Genomic DNA, 21945 nt, shown 5'->3' on the forward strand with positions numbered 1-21945 from the left:
AGCAATCGTTTGCTCTCATTAAGAGCAGGGTTAACATAGACAGGTAAACAGGACGGATAATGCACTCACAAAAAAAGTCGGCGGATGACAAACACGCCGCCAGAAGACGCTGGCTAGACTCTCATGAATCCGGTTATCACAAAAGCATGGGCAACCGGCAAATCCAAATGATCGCCATCGGCGGCTCCATCGGCACCGGCTTGTTCCTCGGGACCGGCGGCCGTCTCGAGTTGGCCGGGCCGGCGCTGGCGCTGGTCTATCTGGTGTGCGGGATCTTCTCTTTCTTCATCCTGCGTGCGCTGGGCGAACTGGTGCTGCATCGCCCTTCCAGCGGCAGCTTCGTTTCTTACGCCCGCGAATTCCTCGGCGAAAAAGCCTCTTACGTCGCCGGCTGGATGTATTTCCTCAACTGGGCGATGACCGGCATCGTCGACATCACCGCCGTGGCGCTGTACATGCACTACTGGGGCACCTTCGCCGACGTGCCGCAATGGCTGTTCGCCCTCGGCGCGCTCGGTATCGTCGCCACCATGAACATGATCGGCGTGAAGTGGTTCGCCGAGATGGAGTTCTGGTTCGCGCTGATCAAGGTCGCCGCCATCGCGCTGTTCCTGATTGTCGGCGTCGTCTTCCTCGGCACCGGCACCCCGGTCGCCGGCCACACCACCGGCATGCACCTGATCACCGAAAACGGCGGCATGTTCCCGCACGGCCTGCTGCCTGCTCTGGTGCTGGTGCAAGGGGTGATCTTCGCCTTCGCCGGCATCGAGCTTATCGGCACCGCCGCCGGCGAGTGTAAAGATCCGGCCAAAATGATGCCTAAAGCGATCAACAGCGTGATCTGGCGTATCGGCCTGTTCTACGTCGGCTCCGTGGTGCTGCTGGTGCTGCTGCTGCCGTGGAACGCCTATCAGGCCGGCCAAAGCCCGTTCGTCACCTTCTTCAGCAAGCTGGGCGTGCCTTACATCGGCACCATCATGAACATCGTGGTGTTGACCGCCGCGCTGTCCAGCCTCAATTCCGGCCTCTACTCCACCGGCCGCATCCTGCGTTCGCTGGCGATGGGCGGCTCCGCGCCGAAGCTGATGGCTAAAATGAGCAGCCAGCAGGTGCCTTACGCCGGCATCCTGGTCACCTGCGGCATCTATGTGATCGGCGTGGTGCTCAACTACCTGGTGCCGGCGCAGGTGTTCGAGATCGTGCTGAACATCGCTTCGCTGGGCATCATCGCCTCCTGGGCGTTTATCATCGTTTGCCAGATGCGCCTGCGCAAAGCCGTGCGCGAAGGCCGCGCGCAGCCGGTGTCGTTCAGAATGCCGGGCGCGCCGTTCACTTCGTGGCTGACGCTGGCGTTTCTGCTGATCGTGGTGGTGATGATGGCCTTCGACTACCCGAACGGCACCTGGACCATCGCCACCATTCCGGTGTTGGCGGTGCTGCTGACGCTGGGCTGGTTCGGCCTGCGCAAACGCGCGCAGGAAGTGAAGCTGGAACAGCAGGCTCACGAAGAACAGAGCCAACGCTGAATCGACAAACCGCCCTCCGGGGCGGTTTTTTTTATCCGCTATAACCGCCCGTAGAACGTCATTCTGGCGCTTTCCGACAGCATCACGTCCGGCTGCGCATTGTAGGCCAACACCACCAGCATGCGCGTGGTGTCGCCTTCGGTCGGCGTCACCCGGTGCATGGCGTTGCGCCCGCGAAACAGCACCAAATCCCCCTCCTCCATCGCCAGCCGTTTGACCGCCCGCTCGCCGTCCAGCACCTGCGTGACCCCGGCATAGTTCATCTCGCCGCGATCGGCGTCGCGCAGGTTCTCCACGTATTCGAAGCGCCCGCCCGCCTGCGGTTTCTGGATCAGCAGCGTGATGGCGAACGAGGAGTTGTCAAAATGCCAGCCCAGCTCCTGACCGGTATGGGCGTAATGCAGGTTGATCGACGACAGCCGATCGGCGTAGGGATACAGCTGCGCCTCGCCCAGCACCGCACACAGGAACGCGCGAAACGCCGGGGCGTCGTACAGCGCGCGCAGCGGCGACTGCGGCGGAATATCCTCGTCGGTAATGCAGCCCTTGGACGACACCACCAGCCGGTTGCGCGCATGGTCGGCCGGCAGCGCGTCGTCCTGCGGCCGTAGATACACGTTGTGTTTGCTGGTGGCGTAAAACGCCGCATGGTGCTGTTCAGCGCCCTCCAGCCGCACCGTCGCCAGCGCGGCTTCACGCAGAAATCCCGGCAGCACCAGCGCGCCGGCGCGCGCCAGCGTTTGTCGGCAGCGGGCGCGGAACGCGGCGTCATCGATGGGATGGGCGGACAGATCGATAATATCGGCAAGTGGCGGCATGACGTTCCCCTCGTGTGCGAAAGCCGGATGCCTCTCACTGTAGCGAATGCCGCATTGCCGCCATAACAAAAATACGTTATGGATAAGCTAACGAATTCTTAGCGATAAGCCCTGCTCATGCACTCACCGTCCCGTGCGCGCTTGCCCAAGCTGAGCGCCATTCTGGCGTTCGAAACCGCCGCTCGCACCGGCAGCCTGGCCCGCGCGGCGGATGCGCTGGCGCTGACCGCCGCCGCCGTCAGCCAGCAGATCCGCCAGCTCGAACAACATCTGGGCATCACGCTGTTCATTCGCGCCAAAAGCGGCGTCACGCTGACCGAACAGGGCGCGGACTACCTGGCCTATGTTCAGGAGGCGTTTGAAACGCTGCGCGTGGCGCAGCAACACGTCGAACGCCAGCGCGGCAAGCAGACGCTGACGGTGTTCACCTTGCCGGCGTTGGCCTCCAAATGGCTGAACCCGGCGCTGGGCGACTGGCTGGCGCAGTGCCCCGACGGCGATCTGCGGCTGCACGCGACCCATGCGGCGGTCGATTTCGCCCATTCGGCGGCGGATTTCGCCCTGTGCTTCGGCGATCAGGATTACCCGCTGCTGGAAAAGGTGCAGCTGTTTCAGGATCGTGTGCAGCCGGTATGCAGCCCGGCGCTGCGCGATCGCGGCGACTGGGCGCAGCTGCCGCTGATCCACGTCGACTGGGGCAAGGAGAGCCAGTTTCTGCCGGGCTGGCACGAGTGGTTCACCGCCGCCGATCGGTCGCCGCCGCCGCGGCGCGGGCTGACCTATAACCTGACCTCGCTGGCCATCGACGCCGCCGTACAAGGGCGCGGGGTGCTGCTCGGCCAGCGGCGGCTGATCGCCCGTGAACTGGCGGAGGGCCGGCTGGTCACCCTGGCCGAACCGGCGCTGCCGCTCAGCAAACCCTACTACGTGGTTTACCCGCCGCGCACGCTGGAAAAAACCGGCGCAGCGGCGTTTCTCCGTTGGCTGCAGGCGCTGGCTCAGCAGGCGGTATAACCGCCGTCGATGCTGTAAAACGCACCGGTGGTGAAACTGCTGTCGTCCGAAAGCAGGAAAGCCACCGTTTTCGCCACTTCTTCCCGCGTCGCCATTCTCCCCATCGGGTGCGAAGCGGCCATCTGCGCCCGCGCCGACGCCGGCAGTTCCCCCATCGCCGGCGTATCCACATAACCCGGCCCGACGGCATTAACGCGCACGCCGCGCGTAGCGAATTCCAGCGCCGCCGAGCGCGTCAGGCCCAGCACGCCATGCTTGGCGGCGGTATAGGGCGCAATCCCGGCAATGCCCACCACGCCGTTGGCGGAAGAGAGGTTCACCACTGCCCCGCCGCCGCCGGCGACGATCGCCGGCAGGCCGTACTTCATGCCGAAAAACGTGCCGCTCAGGCAAGTGGCGATCACCTCATGCCAATCTTCGACCGCGTACCGATCGATATCCACCTCGTGCGGGCCGGTGATCCCGGCGTTGTTGACCAGCAGATGCAGAGCGCCGCAGCGCCGCACGATCTCTTCAATCCCCTGTTGCACCGACTGCGCGTCGCGCACGTCCATTCGCAACGTCATCAACCGCCGGCCGTCGGGATCGAGCCGCGCGGCGGCGGCGGTGAGAGGCGCTGTGTGGCGGCCGGTCATCACCACCGTGGCTCCGCGCCGAAACAGCTCGGCGGCGATCGCTTCGCCAATGCCGGTGGACGCGCCGGTCACCAGCGCCACCCGATGTTTGAAATCTTGCATAGCCGTTCTCCTGCAACGTTGAACTCAGGGGGACAGGCTAGCGCCGGCAAGTGACAGTTTGCGGCAGCAGTGATGCCCAACACGGCGAGGAATAAAAGGAGTAATGCTTATCAATATTTTATCTATACGATGGAAGTAAATTGTATAACCATTTTATTTTCATCATTAAATGTATAAGGCGCACCCGCTCTGACGCCAAAACTCATTATAACTTTTTATATATTAGTTAGATTAAACCCCTATTTTCCCCGCTGTCACAAAACTGTCATAGATAAATGCATCTTAACTTTTCGGAGCATTTATCATGGCAAAGACTCGCATTATCGCTACCATCGGCCCCGCCTCTCGCCATATCAACACGTTGGCAGCGCTGGAAAAAGCCGGCATGTCCGTCGCCCGATTGAACGGTTCACACAACACGCTCGACTGGCATGCGGAAACCATCGCCCTGCTGCGTAAAACGTTGCCGGATACGCCGGTGCTGTTGGACATTCCCGGTAGAAAAATCCGCACATTGCAACTGAAACACGAACCCTCATTCACTAAAGGGCAAACGCTGATCCTCACGACCGATACCTCACATAACGGGGAGGAAAAAGTCCCGGTGGGGTACGGCCGGTTGCATGAACGGCTGACGGTGGGTGATAAGGTTTTCGCCGATGATGGCACCCTCTCGTTCCAGGTCGTTAACATCGTCGATCGGGACATCTACCTGCAGGCCGACATGGACGGCCAACTGAAAAGCCGCAAAGGCATCAATGTGCCTGGCATCGATCTCGGGCAGGCGCTGATAACGGAGAAAGATCGCGACATGATCGCCTTCGCCAAAGCGCATCAAGTGGACTACATCGGCATAAGCTTCGTCGAAAGCGCGGCACACATCAACGCGATCAGAACGCTGATCGGAGGCGATACGCCCCGCATCGTGGCGAAAGTGGAAAACAGCGGCGGCATAGAGCATCTGGAGGAAGTCATCGCCGCCGCCGACGTTATCATGATCGATCGCGGCGATCTGGCGGTGGAAACCTCGATCGACCGCGTTTCTCTCTACCAAAAACAGATCCTCCGAGCCGCCTCCCATGCGGGCAAACCCACCATCGTAGCGACGGAATTGCTGCACAGCATGATAGAGAACCCGCTGCCAACCAAAGCGGAGGTCAGCGACATCACCAACGCGGTGCTGGATGGCGCCGCGGCGGTGATGCTCTCCGGTGAAACCGCCGTAGGCCGCTATCCTCTGGAGGCCGTTGCCCGTATCGCCAGCGTAGCCCATCAGGCGGAACAGCATTTAGCGCATGCGCCCCACTCATCCCCCCCTGCGCAGGTTGACGATATTCGACAGGCTGTCGGCGCCCTTATCCGCGCCTTGCCGATCTCCCGGGTGGTGGTGTTTTCTCGCACAGGTTACAGCGTGCGCATCGCCGCCATGGCCAACATCGGCATCCCGATCGTCGCATTCGGCAACGATGCGGCGACGGTGCGCAGCTGGAATATGCTGCCAGGCATCACCGGCCTGACATTGCCTCGGATCGATCTGACACAGCCGGAAACCGAACGTTTGGCTCTGAATGTCCTGTCAGACAATGGATTGATAAATCGGCACGATGTTTTGCTGCTGGTCAGCGCCCAGCAAGACAATCAGCATATCAGCGGGAATATCTTGCGCACGCTCAGCGCCGATGCCTACCTGCAATCTGACGCGGCGCGGGAACCCTACCGGAAAGAAGAGGTGGCCTGATGGATAATCATGCGTTGTTCTATCTGGTGATTGCGCTATTTGCCGTGATCCAATCGGTTTTCGGCATGGGCATCTTGGTATTCGGTACACCGACGCTATTAATGCTGGGCGTTGATTTCTCCTCCGTACTTGGGCTGCTGCTGCCGTCGTCGGTGCTGATCTCTCTGACGCAGACGCTTGGCGCCCGACGAATTGCTTTTCCCGCTCGCGAAAAGGTCAATATGCTGATTTGCGCCATTTTCGTCATTCTGGCGCTGAGCCTGGTCTTGCATTCGACGGTGAAGATGAATGTCGATCTGCTGGTGGGCGCCATCCTGCTGTTTTCCGCCTTGATGCGCTTTCGTCTGTCACTGCAGGAAACCGTGAAGCGTTATCTCGGCAAACATCAGCGCGCTTATATCGCAGTCATGGGCCTGATACATGGCGTCACCAACATGGGTGGCGCCTTGCTGGCACTCTACGCTACCGCCAGCCATCGCGAGAAACTGGAGATAAGAACCACCGTCTCCCGTTATTACCTGATGTTCGGTTTAATCCAATTGGCCACGCTGGCCTGCATTAAATGGCAAGCCCTGAACCTCGACGGTTTCGCCGCGGCACCGCTGGCTCTGCTGGTGTATCTGGTCGTCGGCAATCTGCTGTTCAAGAGAACCAGCGCTCCCGTTTATGAAAAAATGGTAACCGGCTTTATTGCCTTCTATGGCGTGGCCGTTCTCACTAAAGGCTATTTATAGGCTCCCCATGACGACGACTCTCTTTTCTCTGATCCCGGTGATATTTTTAATCGCCATGGGATTCACTCTGCGGCACAAAAACCTGATCGATCGGGCTTTCTGGCTGCCCTGCGAGAAGCTGAACTACTTTTATCTCTTCCCGGCGCTGATGTTTATTCAGGTCGGCAAAGCCGACCTGAGCCAGTTTCCGGTACGGCCGATCGCCCTGTCGGTCCTGGGCGCCGTGTTGATCGGCGCCTTGTCGTTGTACCTCTGGCGAATCTGGCTAAAACAGCCCGGGCCGGTTTTCTCTTCCGTCATACAGGGCGCTCTGCGCCCCAATACCTACATCGGGGTTGCCGCAGCGGCGGCGACTTTCGGCCACACCGGCCTGACGGTGACCTCAATCAGCATCGCCGTCGCCATCCCGCTGTTGAACGTGGCCTCGATTGTCATACTGATGCATTACGGCCAGGGCTCCCGCCCCGGCGGCAGACAGATCGCCAAAGCGCTGGGGAAAAACCCAGTGATCCTTTCGGTCTTGGCCGGTCTGGCCTTCAATGCCAGCGGCTGGTCGCTCGGCACGGCGCTGGAGAACATTCTCACCATTCTCGGCGGCGCCTCTCTGCCGTTGGGGTTGCTGGCGGTCGGCGCGGGGCTGGATATCAAAGCGGCGCGTACGGCACAGGGCCCCGTACTGCAATCGACCTTCGTCAAGTTACTGCTGGTACCGCTGTTGACGCTGGGAATCGGCATCACCCTGGGCATCTCCGGCCCGGTGCTGGCGACTATCGTCCTGTTTAACGCCTTACCCTGTACACCTTCCGCCTACATCATGGCGAAACTGCTGGGCGGCGATCATCGCTTGTCGGCCGGTATCATCACGATCCAAACGTTGCTGGCGGCGGTCACCATTCCTGTTATTTTGCTGCTGACCCAGTTTTCAGCTCATCCAGCTTAAGATGGGCCTCATACTTCCGCCACAACGCGTCGAACCAGCCGTCGTCTCCATGACGATCGTTGATGCGCTCGATCGCTTCCGCACACTGTCGGCGGGCCAAGGCCAACAGGCCGGCCTCGCCCGCCGATAAAACAGCCAATAAGCGCGCCATTTCCACCAGATAGTGACGGGCAAAGGAGACATCGTAATCGGTAATGTTTTTGCTGTTGTCAATCAAGTCGCACAGTTTGATGGTCTGCGCTTCCGCACAGGCCTGCGCGCTGTGCCGCAGATTGGCATTTTTACGGTGCAGACGCTCACCGCCGTAGCTGCGAGGCTGCACGTCGGTCAACATTTCCACATAACGCTCGACCGTCGGACCGAATTCTCGCCGGATATCCGCCAGGGTCACCGCCGTATCTTCTACCGTATCATGCAGCCAGGCAGCGGCGACCATTTCTGGCGTCGGCTTAGCCCGCTGCAGCAAATCCACCACCGCCGCGGGGTGCACGATATACGGCTCCCCGGTGAACTTGCGCCGCTGATTGCAGGCATGGTGAGCGTCATTGGCAAATCGCTGCGCTTTCAAGGTTAAATCCATACTTTCTCCTTATCCATATCGATTCAGTCTAACGGCAGCCATGCTGACATCTGAGTCGATTTGGTTATGAGTTATGCCGACAACGCAGCACGTAATGCGCTCACAAACGCCGCAAAGCCCGCTATTTTATGCCTACTTTTTCTCATGCGAGACACCCTGTGGATACCCAACGCTACCTGCAGCATATCGGCTTTGCCGGCACCGCCCGCCCTGACCTCCCCACGTTGCAACAGCTGCACCATCGCCACATGCTGAGCGTCCCGTTCGAGAACCTGAGCATTATTTATCATCAGGGTATTCAGCTGGCGCCCGAAGCGCTGTTCAGCAAGGTGGTCGAGCGTAACCGCGGCGGTTTCTGTTATGAGCTGAACACGCTGTTCGCCCTGCTGTTGCGGGAGATCGGTTTCAAGGTGAGCTTTATCTCCGGCGAGATCCGCGCGCGCGACGGCCATTTCGGCCCGCCCTACGACCATCTGGCGCTGCGGGTGGATCTGGCGGGGCAGGCCTGGCTGGTGGATGTCGGTTTCGGCGATTCCTTCCTGACGCCGCTGAAGATCGTCGTCGCCGAGCCGCAACCGCAGGCCAGCGGCACTTTCCACCTGGAACGGGAAGGCGACTATTACCTGCTGGAGCGCCGCAACGGCGACCAACGCTCACATGCCAAGACCCTGTATCGCTTTACCGTTCAGCCGCGCGAGTTGCCTGAGTTCGACGAGATGTGCCGATTCCACAGCACCTCGCCGCAGTCGCACTTCACCCAGCGCCTGGTGTGTTCACGGCCGACGGAGCACGGCCGGGTGACCCTCAGCGACATGAAGCTGATCGTGACCGAAGATCACCAGCGCCACGAAACGACGTTGCATTCGGAAGAGGAACGGCGCGCCGTACTGTGGCAGCATTTCGCCATCGATTTGGAGCGTTGACGGCGCCGGCGGCGCCCTTTTATTGCGATTCTGTTACACCGATTGCATAACCGCGCTTGGCTGATTGCCAGCACCGCGGCGGCAGGCATCATAGGGCCATGATTCGGCAACAGAGTGCGAAAAATGATCCGTGTGATACTGGTGGATGACCATGTGGTGGTGCGCTCCGGCTTTGCGCAATTGCTCAGCCTCGAGGACGATCTCGATGTGGTGGGGCAATATAGCAGCGCGGCGGCGGCCTGGCCGGCATTGCTGCGCGACGACGTCAGCGTCGCGGTGATGGACATCGCCATGCCGGATGAAAACGGCCTGAGCCTGTTGAAACGCCTGCGGGCGCAGAAGCCGCAGTTTCGCGCGATCATCCTCAGTATCTATGATACCCCGACCTTCGTGCAGAGCGCGCTGGATGCCGGCGCCAGCGGCTATCTGACCAAACGCTGCGGGCCGGAAGAATTGGTGCAGGCGGTGCGCTCCGTCGATATGGGCGGCCATTACCTGTGCGCCGACGCGCTGCGGGCGCTGCGCGGCGGCGAGCAGCCGGCCACGGCGCTGGAAGCGTTGACCCCGCGCGAACGCGAGATCTTCGATCTGCTGGTCAAAGGCGACAGCGTAAAGGAGATCGCTTTCAAGCTCGATCTCAGCCACAAAACGGTGCACGTGCATCGCGCCAACGTCCTGGGCAAGCTGCAGTGCAGCAGCACCATTGAACTGGTGCATTTCGCCCTCGACCATCAGCTGCTGGCGGGGCATTGATGTCGCCCCGCTTCCGGCCCTGGGTTATCTCGCTGTTTATCCTGTTGGCCTGGGGCAGCGGCTGGCTGATGCTGTGGACGCTCGGTTTCTACCTGACCCACAACGGCAATCAGGCGGCGCTGTTTCTGCCTCACGGCGTCTATCTCGCGCTGCTGATCCTGCTGGCGCGCCGCTATTGGCCCGCCCTGATAATACCGCCGGTGCTGCTGCTGTTCTGGCTGCACGGCGAACGCCTGCTGAGCGGCTACAGCCTGCTGGCCGCGCCGTTCATCACCCTGCTCCCGGCCGCGCTCGCACAGCGATTCTGGCGCCGTTTTCCACTCTACTGGCAGCGGCTGACGCTGCTGCTGGCCGCAGTGACCGCCGCCTCGCTGCTCAATACCGCCCTGCTTGCGCCTTTCGCGCACAGCCCGGCGATGCTGCTCGGCCTGGCGTCATTTACCGGCGGCGTCTTGCTGACCCCGTTCGTCTACCTGATTTTTGAATTTCTGCGCCAGCAGCACCGCTACCATCTGCTGGGGCTGGACACCAGCAACCCGCCGCTGCGCGCGTCCTTAATCATCTGGTGCAGCCTGTTTTTCGTTATCGGCATCGGCACCCAGATGGTGCTGTCGCCGGAAATCGAACGCCTGCTGCTGATCGTGGTGTTTTTGCCGAACGTGGTGATGGCGTGGAAGTTCGGCTGGCAGGGCGGCGTGCTGTCCGGCCTGCTCGGCAGCATGATGATCACCATCGCGCGGCAGGTCGGCGTGGGGTTCGGCAATCTGATCGAGCTGGAAATCTTTCTGGCGACGCAGGCGCTGCTCGGCATCGGTCTGGGCATCGCCATCAGCCGTCAGCAGCACCTGGCGCAAAACCTGCACCACTATCGCCGACGCCTGGAAGAAGAGTTGGCGGCGCGGCGGGCGTTGACCGAAAAACTGATCCACACCGAAGAAGACACGCGAAAGAACCTGGCGCGCGAGCTGCACGATGAAATCGGCCAGAACATCACCGCGATTCAAATTCAGTCGCAGCTGGTCAAACGGGCGCGCGATCCGGCGCAAACCCAGGCCGCCGCGAACCAGATAGCCGATCTCGCCCGGCGCATACATCACTCCACGCGCCAGCTGCTGCGCCAGCTGCGCCCGCCCGCGCTGGACGAGCTGGCGTTCAAAGACGCGCTTCACCACCTGCTGAATGAATTCGCCTTCAGCGAACGGGGCATCCGTTGCCGTTTCGACTACCGGCTCATCAACACGCCCGCCGGCGAGACGGTGCGTTTTACCCTCTACCGACTGCTGCAAGAGCTGCTCAACAACGTGTGCAAACACGCCGAAGCCAGCGAAGTCGCCATCGTTTTGTATCAACAGGGGGCACTTTTGCACCTCGAGGTGCGGGACAACGGCATCGGCATCCGGGCGGACAAGGTGCCCGGCCTCGGCATTCAGGGGATGCGCGAACGGGTCAGCGCGCTCGGCGGCGAACTGACGCTGGACACACAGCGCGGCACGCGGGTAATTGTTAACCTGCCCACAAATTTGCAACAAACCGCCGACTAACTAGGAAAAAGTCTTAGCCAGTCCGGACTTTCTCTCATCCCCTTTCCCTTTCACCTTCTTATAGTCATCACCAGGGAGACGGCTATGCAGACACGCTCGGCATCTGAAATCGATCATCGTTACCGCGCGCTGCGCCCGCGACTGCTGCTGTACATGGTCATCGGCTACGCCGCCTTTTACCTGACGCGCAAAAGCGTGAATTACGTGCTGCCGGCGCTGCAAACGGATTTGGGGCTGGATAAAGGGGACATCGGCCTGCTCGGCTCGCTGTTTTACCTGAGCTACGGCCTGTCGAAATTCAGCGCCGGATTGTGGCACGACGGCCACGGGCAGCGCAGGTTTATGGGGATCGGCCTGTTCGCCACCGGCGTGCTGAACGTGGCGTTCGCCTTCGGCGAATCGCTGACGCTGCTGTTGGCGGTCTGGGCGCTGAACGGCTTCTTTCAGGGCTGGGGCTGGCCGCCCTGCGCGCGGCTGCTGACCCACTGGTATTCGCGCAACGAGCGCGGCTTCTGGTGGGGCTGCTGGAATATGTCGATCAACCTCGGCGGCGCGATCGTGCCGCTGATCAGCGCCTTCGCCGCCCAGCGCTGGGGCTGGCAGGCGGCGATGTTGATCCCGGGGGCCGTCAGCATGGCGTTGGGCCTCTGGCTCACGCGGCGGCTGACAGGCACGCCGCAGGAAGAAGGCCTGCCGTCGGTCGGCCGGTGGCGCCACGATCCGCTGGAGCTGCGCCAGGAACAGCAAAGCCCGCCAATGGGGCTGTGGCGGATGTTGCGCACCACGATGCTGAAGAACCCGATGATCTGGCTGCTGGGCGTCTCTTACGTGCTGGTCTACCTGATCCGCATTGCGTTGAACGACTGGGGCAATCTGTGGCTGACGGAAAGCCACGGCGTCAACCTGCTCAGCGCCAACGCGACGGTGATGCTGTTCGAGATAGGCGGCCTGCTCGGCGCGCTGTTCGCCGGCTGGGGCTCGGATGTGCTGTTCGGCGGGCAGCGCGCGCCGATGATTTTGCTGTTCACGCTCGGGCTGATGGTTTCCGTCGCCGCGCTGTGGCTGGCGCCGGTGCATCACTACGCGCTGCTGGCGGGCTGTTTCTTTACGGTGGGCTTTTTTGTCTTCGGCCCACAGATGTTGATTGGCCTCGCCGCCGTGGAGTGCGGGCACAAAGGCGCCGCGGGCTCCATCACCGGCTTTCTCGGCCTGTTCGCCTACCTGGGGGCGGCGCTGGCGGGCTGGCCGCTGTCGCGGGTCATCGAAGGCTACGGCTGGTCGGGCATGTTCAGTTTGCTGTCCATCGCCGCCGTTCTTATGGGTTTATTGCTGATGCCGCTGCTGATGGCGAGCGTTACCACCTCTACCGAGAGAAGGATAAAACAATGAAAAAAACGTGGGTCACTACCCTGATAGCGTCCGGCATCGCGCTGGCGACGCTGAGCGGTGCCGCGCACGCCAAGGGCCGCCTGGTGGTCTACTGCAGCGCCACCAATGAAATGTGCGAAGCGGAAACCAAAGCCTTCGGCGAGAAATATGACGTGAAAACCTCGTTCATCCGCAACGGCTCCGGCAGCACGCTGGCGAAAGTGGACGCCGAGAAGAAGAACCCGCAGGCGGACGTCTGGTACGGCGGCACGCTCGATCCGCAATCCCAGGCCGGTGAAATGGGGCTGCTGCAGCCGTACAAATCGCCGAACCTCGACCAGGTGATGACGCAATTCCGCGATCCGGCCAAGTTGAAAGGCAACTACTCCTCGGCGGTCTACGTCGGCATTCTCGGTTTCGGCGTCAACACCCAACGCCTGAAAGAGAAAAACCTGCCGGTGCCCAAATGCTGGAAAGACCTGACCAAGCCGGAATACAAGGGCGAGATTCAAATCGCCGATCCGCAAAGCTCCGGCACCGCCTATACCGCGCTGGCGACCTTTGCCCAGCTGTGGGGAGACGATCAGGCGTTCGATTACCTCAAGCAGCTGAACGCCAACGTCTCGCAGTACACCAAGTCCGGCATTGCCCCGGCGCGCAACGCCGCCCGCGGTGAAACGGCGATCGGCATCGGTTTCCTGCATGACTATTCGCTTGAAAAAGAACAGGGCGCGCCGCTGGAGCTGATCTCGCCTTGCGAAGGCACCGGCTATGAAATCGGCGGCGTCAGCATCCTCAAAGGCGCGCGCAACCTCGACAACGCCAAACTGTTCGTGGATTGGGTGCTGTCGAAAGAGGCGCAGGAGCTGGCGTGGAAGCAAGGCAAATCCTATCAGATCCTGACCAACACCACCGCCGACACCTCGCCGAACTCGCTGAAGCTCGACGATCTGAAGCTGATCAACTACGACATGGACAAGTACGGCTCGACCGAGGTCCGCAAGGCGCTGATCAACAAATGGGTCAGCGAAGTCAAGATGGGTAAATAAGCCCACATTCTGCGCCTGTTGCCGGGTAAGCCTCACGGCTTGCCCGGCCTGAACATCCGGGAAACTTATGTCACATACACATGCACTCCATCTCGTGAAAAAACGAGATGCGATATTCCTTTGGGTTTTGCTCGGCTGGCTGGCGTTCGCCCTGCTGCCGAGCTGGAGCCTGGATTACGGCCTGCTGGAGTCCACCGGCGAAGAGATCCTCGCGGCCTACGGCTGGTCAAATCGCAATATCAGCTGGCTTTGGTGCCTGCTGCCGAGCCTGCTGCTGCTGCGCCCTTACGCTGCGGCGGGCGGTGAACGGCGGCGGCGCCACGCGTTCGACGCCGGCTGGGCGCTGCTGTGCATGGCCTTTATCGTCGTCAGCGCCACGCTGGCGGGACGCGGTTTAGGCTACGCCACCCTGGTGCAGTTGACCGCGCTGGGCGCCATCATGACGTTGGCGCTGACCCGCCTCGACTGGCTGGGCGGCGACCGCTTCGTTATCGGCGCGCTGGTCACCATCGTGGCGCTGATCGGCGTCTTCATCGTCTGGCCGAGCATCGCGATTTTCATTCCGATGTTCACCGACCAGACGGGCGCCTTCGCGCCGCTGGCGTTTATGAACGTGCTGTCGCAGGCGCACATCGTCCAGGTGATCCTCAACTCCATCGCCCTGTCGATCGCGGTAGGCGCCGGCTGCACCTTCTTCGGCCTGGTGCTGGCGATTTACACCACCCGCATCGCCAGGCGCAGCGCCATTATCGGCCGCATCTTCTCCATCCTGCCCATCGTCACGCCGCCGTTCGTCGTCGGCCTGGGCGTCACGCTGATGATGGGGCGCTCCGGCTACGTGACCGAGTGGATGGTGGCCTGGTTCGGCCTGACCAACACCAACTGGCTGTACGGCTTTACCGGCATCTGGCTGGCGCAGGTGCTGGCGTTCACCCCGATGGCGTTCATGATCCTCGACGGCGCGATCAAGACCATTCATCCTTCGCTGGAAGAGGCCTCCTACACCCTGCGCGCCAGCCGTTGGCAAACCTTTAACGGCGTGTTCGTGCCGCTGCTGAAACCGGCGCTGGCCAACGCGTTTCTGATCGTGGTGGTGCAATCGCTGGCCGACTTCAGCAACCCGCTGGTGCTCGGCGGCAACTTCGACGTGCTGGCGACGCAAATCTATTTCTACATTACCGGTTCACAGCTCGATTATCAGGCCGCCAGCACCCTCGGCGCCTTCCTGCTGCTGTTCTCGCTGTTGGTGTTCTGCATCCAGTATATGTGGATCGGCAAGCGTTCCTACGTCACCGTGTCCGGCAAATCCTATCGCGGCGACGTACAGCCGCTGCCGGTCACGCTGGTATGGAGCGTGATCGCGCTGCTGGCGGTGTGGGTAGCCTTTAACGCCCTGCTTTACGGCAGCATTTTCTACGGCAGCTTCACCGTCAACTGGGGGGTGGATTACACGCTGACGCTGGATAACTTCATCAAGCTGTTCGGCCAGGGCATGAGCGACGGCGCGTGGCCTTCGCTGCTCGATACGCTGCTGTACGCCGGGATCGCCGCGCCGATCACCGCCGCGTTCGGCCTGCTGATCGCCTGGATCGTGGTGCGCCAGCAGTTCAAGGGCAAAAAGACCATCGAGTTCACCACCATGCTGTGCTTTGCGGTGCCGGGCACCGTGGCGGGCGTCTCTTACATTCTCGCCTTTAACGGCGCGCCGGTGTACCTCACCGGCACGGCCGCCATCGTGATTATCTCGATGGTGATGCGCAACGTGCCGGTGGGCATTCGCGCCGGGATCGCCGGGCTGGGCCAGATAGACAAATCGCTGGACGAAGCCTCGCTCAGCCTGCGCGCCGGCTCGCTGCGCACTATCACGCACGTCCTGCTGCCGCTGCTGCGCCCGGCGATCCTGTCGGCGCTGATCTACAGCTTCGTGCGCGCCATCACCACCGTCAGCGCCATCGTCTTCCTGGTGACGCCCGATACCCGCGTGGCCACCGCCTACATCCTCAACCGCGTGGAAGACGGCGAATACGGCGTGGCGATCGCCTACGGTTCAATTCTGATCGTGGTGATGCTGGCGATTATTTTCCTCTTTGACTGGCTGATCGGCGAGGCACGCATCTCCCGTTCAAAAGCCAAAAACCAGGCGTAATGGAGCCCATGATGAGCCAGAAAAATTTCGTTGAACTGCGCAACGTCTCCAAACGGTTCGGCAACAACACGGTAATCGATAACATCACGCTCACCATCCCGCGGGGGCAAATGGTGACGCTGCTCGGCCCTTCCGGCTGCGGCAAGACCACCATTTTGCGCCTGGTCGCCGGGCTGGAAAAGCCGAGCGACGGGCAGATATTCATTGATGGTGAAGACGTTACCCATCGTTCCATCCAGCAGCGTGATATCTGCATGGTGTTCCAGTCTTATGCCCTGTTCCCGCATATGTCGCTGGGGGAAAACGTCGGCTATGGCCTGAAGATGCTCGGCATCCCGCGCGCCGAAGTGAAAGCGCGCGTGCAGGAAGCGCTGGCGATGGTGGACTTGGCGGGGTTTGACGATCGCTATGTCGATCAGATCTCCGGCGGCCAACAGCAGCGCGTGGCCCTGGCGCGCGCGCTGATCCTCAAGCCGAAAGTGCTGCTGTTCGACGAGCCGTTGAGCAACCTCGACGCCAACCTGCGCCGCAGCATGCGTGAAAAGATCCGCGAGCTGCAAAAGCAGTTTGATATCACGTCACTGTACGTCACCCACGATCAGAGCGAGGCTTTTGCGGTCTCCGACACCGTGCTGGTGATGAACAAGGGGCATATCATGCAGATGGGCTCGCCGCAGGATCTCTATCGGCAGCCCGCCTCGCGCTTTATGGCGAGCTTTATGGGGGACGCCAACCTGTTCCCGGCCAGCTTCAGCGCCGACCATGTCGATATCAGCGGCTATCGTCTGCCGCGCCCCGCGCACTTTGCCGCCCAGGGCGCCGGCACGGTGGGCGTGCGCCCGGAGGCGATCACGCTGAGCGAGCATGGCGATGAAAGCCAGTGCTGCGTGATCGAACATGTCGCCTACATGGGGCCGCAGTATGAGGTAACGGTGGCGTGGCACGGGCAGCAGATTTTGCTGCAGGTCAACGCCACCCGCCTGCAGCCGAACGTCGGCGAGCGCTATTATCTGGAAATTCACCCCTACGGCATGTTTATGCTGGCGGACGCGGCATAATAAGCATCACTCTTAAGCGTTAGAATAACGGTCATCCCGTATGGGATGGCCGGAAATAATCGCCAAAAATACCGTATTTATCTATTTTTACAATTCCACCCAAGTCCTTGTTCAGCCGAATAATAAATATAGCCGCATTCATTGAAAAATAACCAAAAAGGCCACCGAGGGTGATATTTTTATTTGGATAGGGTAAGCTTAGTCCCGCAGTCGAAATTATTTAACGGCCAACTCAAGGAGAAATTCATGAGCAACAATGCAAACGCACAGGCGCAGCTGGATAATTTACGCAACGTCGCTTCCCAGCTGAAGGAAATGCGCCACTATGCACAGGCGAATACCGAGACGCTCTCCGCACACTGGCTGGCCTTCGATCAGGGGGAATGCAAAAATAAGGCATTCGCCGAAGCCATTAACGACCTGTTGAATAAACAGGGCGCCTGTCTGGAAGGACTGGAAAAAACCATTCAGGATATCGAGATAGAATTAAACCGTCTTGATAAAGCCGCCTGATAATGCCGATTTAAATAAACCCGCTGCGCGCGGGTTTATTTTCAGCTGCGGCAGATGACGCGCGCAATATCCCCGGACGTCGTCAGCGCGCGTATTTCGCTGAACAGTTCAGTCGCTTCATCATATTCTTTACGCAAATAACCCAGCCACTGTTTAATGCGCGCCACGTGATACAGACCGGTGTCGCCCTGCTTTTCCAGATGGACGTATTTTTGCAGCAGCTCAACCACCTGCGGCCAGGGCATGCGCGGTTCGTTATATTTCACCACCCGGCTCAGGTTCGGCACGTTGAGCGCGCCGCGCCCCAGCATGATGGCGTCGCAGCCGGTCGCCTGCAGGCAATCCTGCGCGCTCTGGTGATCCCAGATCTCGCCGTTGGCGACAACCGGGATGCTCAGCCGCTGACGGATCTCGCCGATCGCCGCCCAGTTGATGCGATCCGCCTTGTAGCCGTCCTCTTTGGTGCGGCCGTGCACCGTCAGCTCACTGGCGCCCGCCTGCTGTACCGCATCGGCGATTTCAAAGCTGCGATTGGAGGAGTCCCAGCCCAGGCGCACCTTCACCGTGACCGGCAGATGGGCCGGCACCGCCGCGCGCATCGCTTTGGCGCCCTGATAGATCAATTCCGGATCTTTGAGCAGCGTCGCCCCGCCGCCGCTGCCGTTCACCAGCTTGGACGGGCAGCCGCAGTTGAGATCGACGCCGTAAGAGCCCAATTCCACCGCACGCGCGGCGTTTTCCGCCAGCCACTGCGGATACTGCCCCAGCAGCTGTACCCGCACCAGCGTGCCCGACGGCGTGCGGCTGGCGTGACGCAGCTCCGGGCACAGCCGGTAGAACGACTTGGCCGGCAGCAGCTGATCGACCACGCGCAAAAATTCGGTGATGCACAGATCGTAGTCGTTCACTTCGGTGAGTAACTCACGCACCAAAGAATCGAGAACGCCCTCCATCGGAGCCAATAATACGCGCATGACCAATCCCAGCTAAAAAAAGACCCGCAATGATACGGGTGAATGCCCGCGCCAGACAAGCCTCAGCGGGCATTAAAAATGCCGTCAGCCCAGCCGGCGGATCGGTTGGCCGGCAAGGAACGCCGCAATGTCCTCGACCGCCTCGGTGAAGTAGGCGCGGTAATTGTCGTCCGCCACATAACCCACATGCGGCGTCGCCAGCACGTTGGGCAGCTGGCGAAACACGTCGTCGGCCGGCAGCGGCTCCGTCTCGAACACGTCCAGCCCGGCGCCGGCGATCTTACGCTGTTGCAGGACGTCCACCAACGCCGCCCGATCGACGATGCCCGCGCGCGAGGTATTGATCAGGTACGCGGTGGGCTTCATCGCCGCCAATTCATCACGCCCCACCAACCCGCGGCTGCGATCGCTCAGCACCAGGTGAATGGAGACAAAGTCGCTCTGCTCAAACAGCGCCCGCTTGGACGGCGCCAGCTCAGCGCCCTCCTGCGCCGCCCGTTCCGCCGTCAGGTTCTGGCTCCAGGCCAGCACCCGCATGCCGAACGCCTGCGCCACCCGGGCCATCTGGCCGCCGATCTTGCCCAGCCCCAGCAACCCCAGCGTCTTGCCCTGCAGCGTGACGCCTAAGCCCAGCTGCCACGGGCCATTGTTTTGCAGCCCGACGCTTTCCGGCACGATATGCTTCGCCAGCCCGAGCAGCAGCGCCCAGGTCAGTTCCATCGGCGCGGCCGAGCCGCTGGCGGTGCCGCACACCACCACGCCGCGCTCGGCGGCGGCGGCCAGATCGATAGCGGCGTTGCGCATGCCGGAGGTGATCAGCAGCTTCAGCTTCGGCAGCCGCGCCAGCAGCGAGGCGGTCATCGGCGTGCGCTCGCGCATGATGACCAGAATGTCGCACTCCTGCAGATGCACCGCCAGCTCCGCTTCATCGGTAAAGTGCGCGCTGATGGCCGACACCTCCACCCGATCGGCCAGCGCCGACCAGTCCGCCATCTTGAGCGCCACCTGCTGGTAATCATCGAGAATTGCGCACTTTAATTTCATCTCCGTCTCCTGGAATCTAGGGGTAGCCACCGTCCAGCCTAGTACGAAAATGCCGTTCCGCCAGGCAAAAAAAAAGCCGCCCGTATCGGCGGCTTACTCTTTGAGCAATCAGGCTTATTCGGCCGGTTTGCGGTTGCGCGGGCGGCGCGAAGACGGCGCGCCGGAACGACGCTGGCCATCACCCTGCGGGCGGGCGTTACCGTTGCCACGGTTTTCACGCTGGCCGCCGTTCGCGTTACCGCTGCGCTGACCGCCGCCGTTACCGGAACGCTGGCCGCCGCCGTTGCCGCGCGGCGCGCCGCGCCCGCCACCCTGACGGCCGTTGATGATCGGCTCGGCCTTGATGGTCGGATCCGGCTCGTAGCCCGGCAGCGCAATGCGCGGAATTTCACGCTTCAGCAGACGCTCGATGTCGCGCAGCAGCTTGTGCTCATCCACGCACACCAGCGAGATAGCCTCACCGGTACGCTCCGCGCGGCCGGTACGGCCGATACGGTGCACATAGTCTTCCGGCACGTTAGGCAGCTCGTAGTTCACCACGTGCGGCAGCTGGTCGATATCCAGACCGCGCGCCGCGATGTCGGTCGCCACCAGCACGCGGATGCGGCCGTCTTTGAAATCGGCCAGCGCGCGGGTACGGGCGCCCTGGCTCTTGTTACCGTGGATCGCCGCGGCGGTGATGCCGTCTTTGTTCAGCTGTTCCGCCAGATGGTTGGCGCCGTGCTTGGTGCGGGTAAACACCAGCACCTGTTTCCAGTCGCCTTCGCCGATCATCTGCGACAGCAGTTCCCGCTTACGCTTCTTGTCGACGAAGTGCACGCTCTGCTCAATCTGCTCGGACGCGGTGTTGCGGCGCGCCACTTCCACCGAGGCCGGGTTATGCAGCAGCTTGTTGGCCAGCGCCTTGATGTCGTCGGAGAAGGTCGCGGAGAACAGCAGGTTCTGGCGCTTGGCCGGCAGCTTGGCCAGCACGCGGCGAATGTCGTGGATAAAGCCCATGTCCAGCATGCGGTCCGCTTCATCCAGCACCAGAATTTCGATTTTGGACAGGTCAACCGCGTTCTGATGCTCCAGATCCAGCAGACGGCCCGGCGTCGCCACCAGGATATCGACGCCGCCGCGCAGCTTCATCATCTGCGGGTTGATGCTCACGCCGCCAAACACCACCAGCGAACGCAGGCGCAGGTGTTTGCTGTAGGCATCGACGTTTTCGCCGATCTGCGCCGCCAGCTCACGGGTTGGCGTCAGGATCAGCGCGCGCACCGGGCGACGGCCCTTGACCGGATGGTCATGCTTGCTCAGCAGCTGCAACAGCGGCAGGGTAAAACCGGCGGTTTTACCGGTGCCGGTCTGGGCGCTGGCCATCAGGTCACGACCTTCAAGCACGACAGGGATAGCCTGACGCTGGATTGGCGTCGGTTCACGATAGCCCTGTTCTTCAACAGCGCGCACAATTTCAGCACTTAAGCCGAGGGTTTCAAATGACATAAAGAGAAAAACTCCAGATCCCCCCTAACCTAACGGTGTTCGGTGCAGTTTCCTGGGAGGATGATCAGACGGGGCATTAAGCATGACCACGAGGGATTGGCACAAACTGCAGTGCACCAGGCGGCGATTGTAACAGAAGTCGCGCAATAAAAAGCACTTTTACGCACCCAGAGCACAATCTGCCGTAAATTCAGCATTGTCTGAAGCCGATCACATAACTCATTGTGGTTAGCGGTTGCGTTTTAGACAATCTGGCATAAAGTTAATCATATGATTGATTAACTTCGAGCGTGACCCATGCCAGCTTCCGTACCTCATCAGGCCGCCGGCCGGGCGCGCGGCGAGCAAACGCGCCGGCAACTGCTCGCCGCGGCGACCGAACTGTTCGGCGAATTCGGCCTGCAGGGCGCCACCACGCGCGATATCGCCCAGCGCGCCGGCCAGAACATCGCCGCCATCACCTACTACTTCAGCTCCAAAGAGGGGCTGTATCTGGCCGTGGCGCAGTCGCTCGCCGATTTCATCCAGCAGGCGTTCGCCCCGTTGGCCGAAGAGGTCGATCGCTTTGGGCAAGAAGCGCCCGAACAACGCTCACCCGACGCGGCGCTACGCTTGCTGCAGCGCGGCCTGCTGGCCTTCAGCGAGCTGATGACCCAGCCGCACACGCTGAACCTGAGCAAAATCATGTCGCGCGAACAGCTCGCCCCGACCGAGGCCTATCCGCTGATCCACCGCCAGGTGATCGCGCCGATGCACGAGCGGCTGTGCCGCCTGCTGTCTGCCGCCACCGGCATTGACGAGCACGCCACTCGCCTGGTGCTGCATACCCACGCGCTGATCGGCGAGGTGCTGTCGTTCCGCGTGGCGCGAGAGACCATCCGCCGTCAGGCCGGCTGGCAAGAGATTGGTGAAAGTGAAGCTGCGCAGATCGCGGCGGTGCTGAGCGAGCATATCGAGATTTTGGTTATTGGGCTGCGCCAACGTCACGGCGCGTAAATTCA

At 61.3% G+C, this 21945-nt stretch carries 20 protein-coding genes; 14 read left to right on the plus strand and 6 right to left on the minus strand.

What is annotated here, in order from left to right; all coding sequences use genetic code 11:
• Positions 1–59: 59 nt before the first annotated feature.
• Complete coding sequence (gene ansP / locus MMS95_RS05950; protein WP_049239954.1) at positions 60–1526, plus strand: L-asparagine permease; 1467 nt, start codon at positions 60–62, stop codon at positions 1524–1526.
• A 38-nt stretch (positions 1527–1564) separates the two neighbouring features.
• Here ansP and MMS95_RS05955 read toward each other — a convergent pair whose 3' ends face one another.
• Positions 1565–2344, minus strand: coding sequence for a 2OG-Fe(II) oxygenase (locus tag MMS95_RS05955; RefSeq protein WP_015377040.1), 780 nt, complete (start codon positions 2342–2344; stop codon positions 1565–1567).
• Positions 2345–2461: 117 nt separating this feature from the next.
• Between MMS95_RS05955 and MMS95_RS05960 the strand changes: the two genes are divergently transcribed.
• Positions 2462–3358, plus strand: coding sequence for a LysR substrate-binding domain-containing protein (locus MMS95_RS05960; protein WP_242141481.1), 897 nt, complete (start codon positions 2462–2464; stop codon positions 3356–3358).
• On the opposite strand, the gene MMS95_RS05965 is transcribed toward MMS95_RS05960, so the two are convergent.
• Positions 3343–4095: an SDR family NAD(P)-dependent oxidoreductase gene (locus tag MMS95_RS05965; RefSeq protein ID WP_004939703.1), complete on the minus strand. Its 753-nt coding sequence runs from the start codon at positions 4093–4095 to the stop codon at positions 3343–3345. The genes MMS95_RS05960 and MMS95_RS05965 overlap by 16 nt on opposite strands.
• A 304-nt stretch (positions 4096–4399) precedes the next feature.
• Between MMS95_RS05965 and pyk the strand changes: the two genes are divergently transcribed.
• The 3 genes from pyk to MMS95_RS05980 are packed head-to-tail and all read left to right on the plus strand — an operon-like array spanning position 4400 to position 7507.
• Positions 4400–5833, plus strand: a complete 1434-nt coding sequence (pyk, locus tag MMS95_RS05970) for a pyruvate kinase (RefSeq protein ID WP_015377038.1) — start codon at positions 4400–4402, stop codon at positions 5831–5833.
• Entirely contained in the window at positions 5833–6567 is a 735-nt protein-coding gene (locus tag MMS95_RS05975; protein WP_015377037.1) for a TSUP family transporter, read from the plus strand. Before pyk ends, MMS95_RS05975 begins: the two co-directional genes overlap by 1 nt.
• Before the next feature lie 7 nt (positions 6568–6574).
• Positions 6575–7507: an AEC family transporter gene (locus MMS95_RS05980; RefSeq protein WP_015377036.1), complete on the plus strand. Its 933-nt coding sequence runs from the start codon at positions 6575–6577 to the stop codon at positions 7505–7507.
• Here MMS95_RS05980 and MMS95_RS05985 read toward each other — a convergent pair.
• Positions 7467–8087, minus strand: coding sequence for an HD domain-containing protein (locus MMS95_RS05985; protein ID WP_242141482.1), 621 nt, complete (start codon positions 8085–8087; stop codon positions 7467–7469). The two genes, MMS95_RS05980 and MMS95_RS05985, sit on opposite strands and share 41 nt — an antisense overlap.
• Positions 8088–8245: 158 nt before the next feature.
• Here MMS95_RS05985 and MMS95_RS05990 point away from each other — a divergent pair, with 158 nt between their 5' ends.
• The 8 genes from MMS95_RS05990 (at position 8246) to MMS95_RS06025 (ending at position 17438) form a co-directional block, all read left to right on the plus strand.
• On the plus strand, positions 8246–9010 hold the full coding sequence (locus MMS95_RS05990) for an arylamine N-acetyltransferase (protein ID WP_060558861.1): 765 nt from the start codon (positions 8246–8248) through the stop codon (positions 9008–9010).
• A 123-nt stretch (positions 9011–9133) separates the two neighbouring features.
• On the plus strand, positions 9134–9763 hold the full coding sequence (locus MMS95_RS05995) for a response regulator transcription factor (protein ID WP_033633858.1): 630 nt from the start codon (positions 9134–9136) through the stop codon (positions 9761–9763).
• On the plus strand, positions 9763–11304 hold the full coding sequence (locus tag MMS95_RS06000) for an MASE1 domain-containing protein (protein ID WP_033633859.1): 1542 nt from the start codon (positions 9763–9765) through the stop codon (positions 11302–11304). The genes MMS95_RS05995 and MMS95_RS06000 overlap by 1 nt, the downstream gene beginning before the upstream one ends.
• Positions 11305–11370: 66 nt before the next feature.
• Positions 11371–12693, plus strand: a complete 1323-nt coding sequence (gene uhpC, locus MMS95_RS06005; protein WP_254901100.1) for an MFS transporter family glucose-6-phosphate receptor UhpC — start codon at positions 11371–11373, stop codon at positions 12691–12693.
• Positions 12690–13721, plus strand: a complete 1032-nt coding sequence (locus tag MMS95_RS06010) for an ABC transporter substrate-binding protein (protein WP_004939729.1) — start codon at positions 12690–12692, stop codon at positions 13719–13721. The genes uhpC and MMS95_RS06010 overlap by 4 nt, the downstream gene beginning before the upstream one ends.
• A gap of 67 nt (positions 13722–13788) precedes the next feature.
• Positions 13789–15867: an iron ABC transporter permease gene (locus MMS95_RS06015; RefSeq protein WP_031299720.1), complete on the plus strand. Its 2079-nt coding sequence runs from the start codon at positions 13789–13791 to the stop codon at positions 15865–15867.
• An 11-nt stretch (positions 15868–15878) separates the two neighbouring features.
• Positions 15879–16925: a ferric ABC transporter ATP-binding protein gene (fbpC, locus tag MMS95_RS06020; protein WP_085336494.1), complete on the plus strand. Its 1047-nt coding sequence runs from the start codon at positions 15879–15881 to the stop codon at positions 16923–16925.
• A 246-nt stretch (positions 16926–17171) separates the two neighbouring features.
• Positions 17172–17438, plus strand: coding sequence for a hypothetical protein (locus MMS95_RS06025; protein ID WP_004939738.1), 267 nt, complete (start codon positions 17172–17174; stop codon positions 17436–17438).
• A gap of 41 nt (positions 17439–17479) precedes the next feature.
• On the opposite strand, the gene dusC is transcribed toward MMS95_RS06025, so the two are convergent.
• From dusC to rhlE, 3 genes are all read right to left on the minus strand, one after another.
• Positions 17480–18412, minus strand: a complete 933-nt coding sequence (gene dusC, locus MMS95_RS06030; RefSeq protein ID WP_004939740.1) for a tRNA dihydrouridine(16) synthase DusC — start codon at positions 18410–18412, stop codon at positions 17480–17482.
• 84 nt (positions 18413–18496) lie between these two features.
• Positions 18497–19456, minus strand: a complete 960-nt coding sequence (locus MMS95_RS06035) for a D-2-hydroxyacid dehydrogenase family protein (RefSeq protein ID WP_015377025.1) — start codon at positions 19454–19456, stop codon at positions 18497–18499.
• Positions 19457–19570: 114 nt separating this feature from the next.
• A complete protein-coding gene (gene rhlE, locus MMS95_RS06040; protein WP_075684764.1) occupies positions 19571–20944 on the minus strand; it encodes an ATP-dependent RNA helicase RhlE in 1374 nt (457 codons plus the stop codon).
• Positions 20945–21241: 297 nt separating this feature from the next.
• Here rhlE and cecR point away from each other — a divergent pair, with 297 nt between their 5' ends.
• On the plus strand, positions 21242–21940 hold the full coding sequence (gene cecR / locus MMS95_RS06045; protein WP_021503995.1) for a transcriptional regulator CecR: 699 nt from the start codon (positions 21242–21244) through the stop codon (positions 21938–21940).
• Positions 21941–21945 lie beyond the last annotated feature (5 nt).

It is taken from the genome of Serratia sp. PGPR-27 (assembly GCF_022678525.1).
GTDB classification, from domain to species: Bacteria; Pseudomonadota; Gammaproteobacteria; order Enterobacterales; family Enterobacteriaceae; genus Serratia; species Serratia nematodiphila.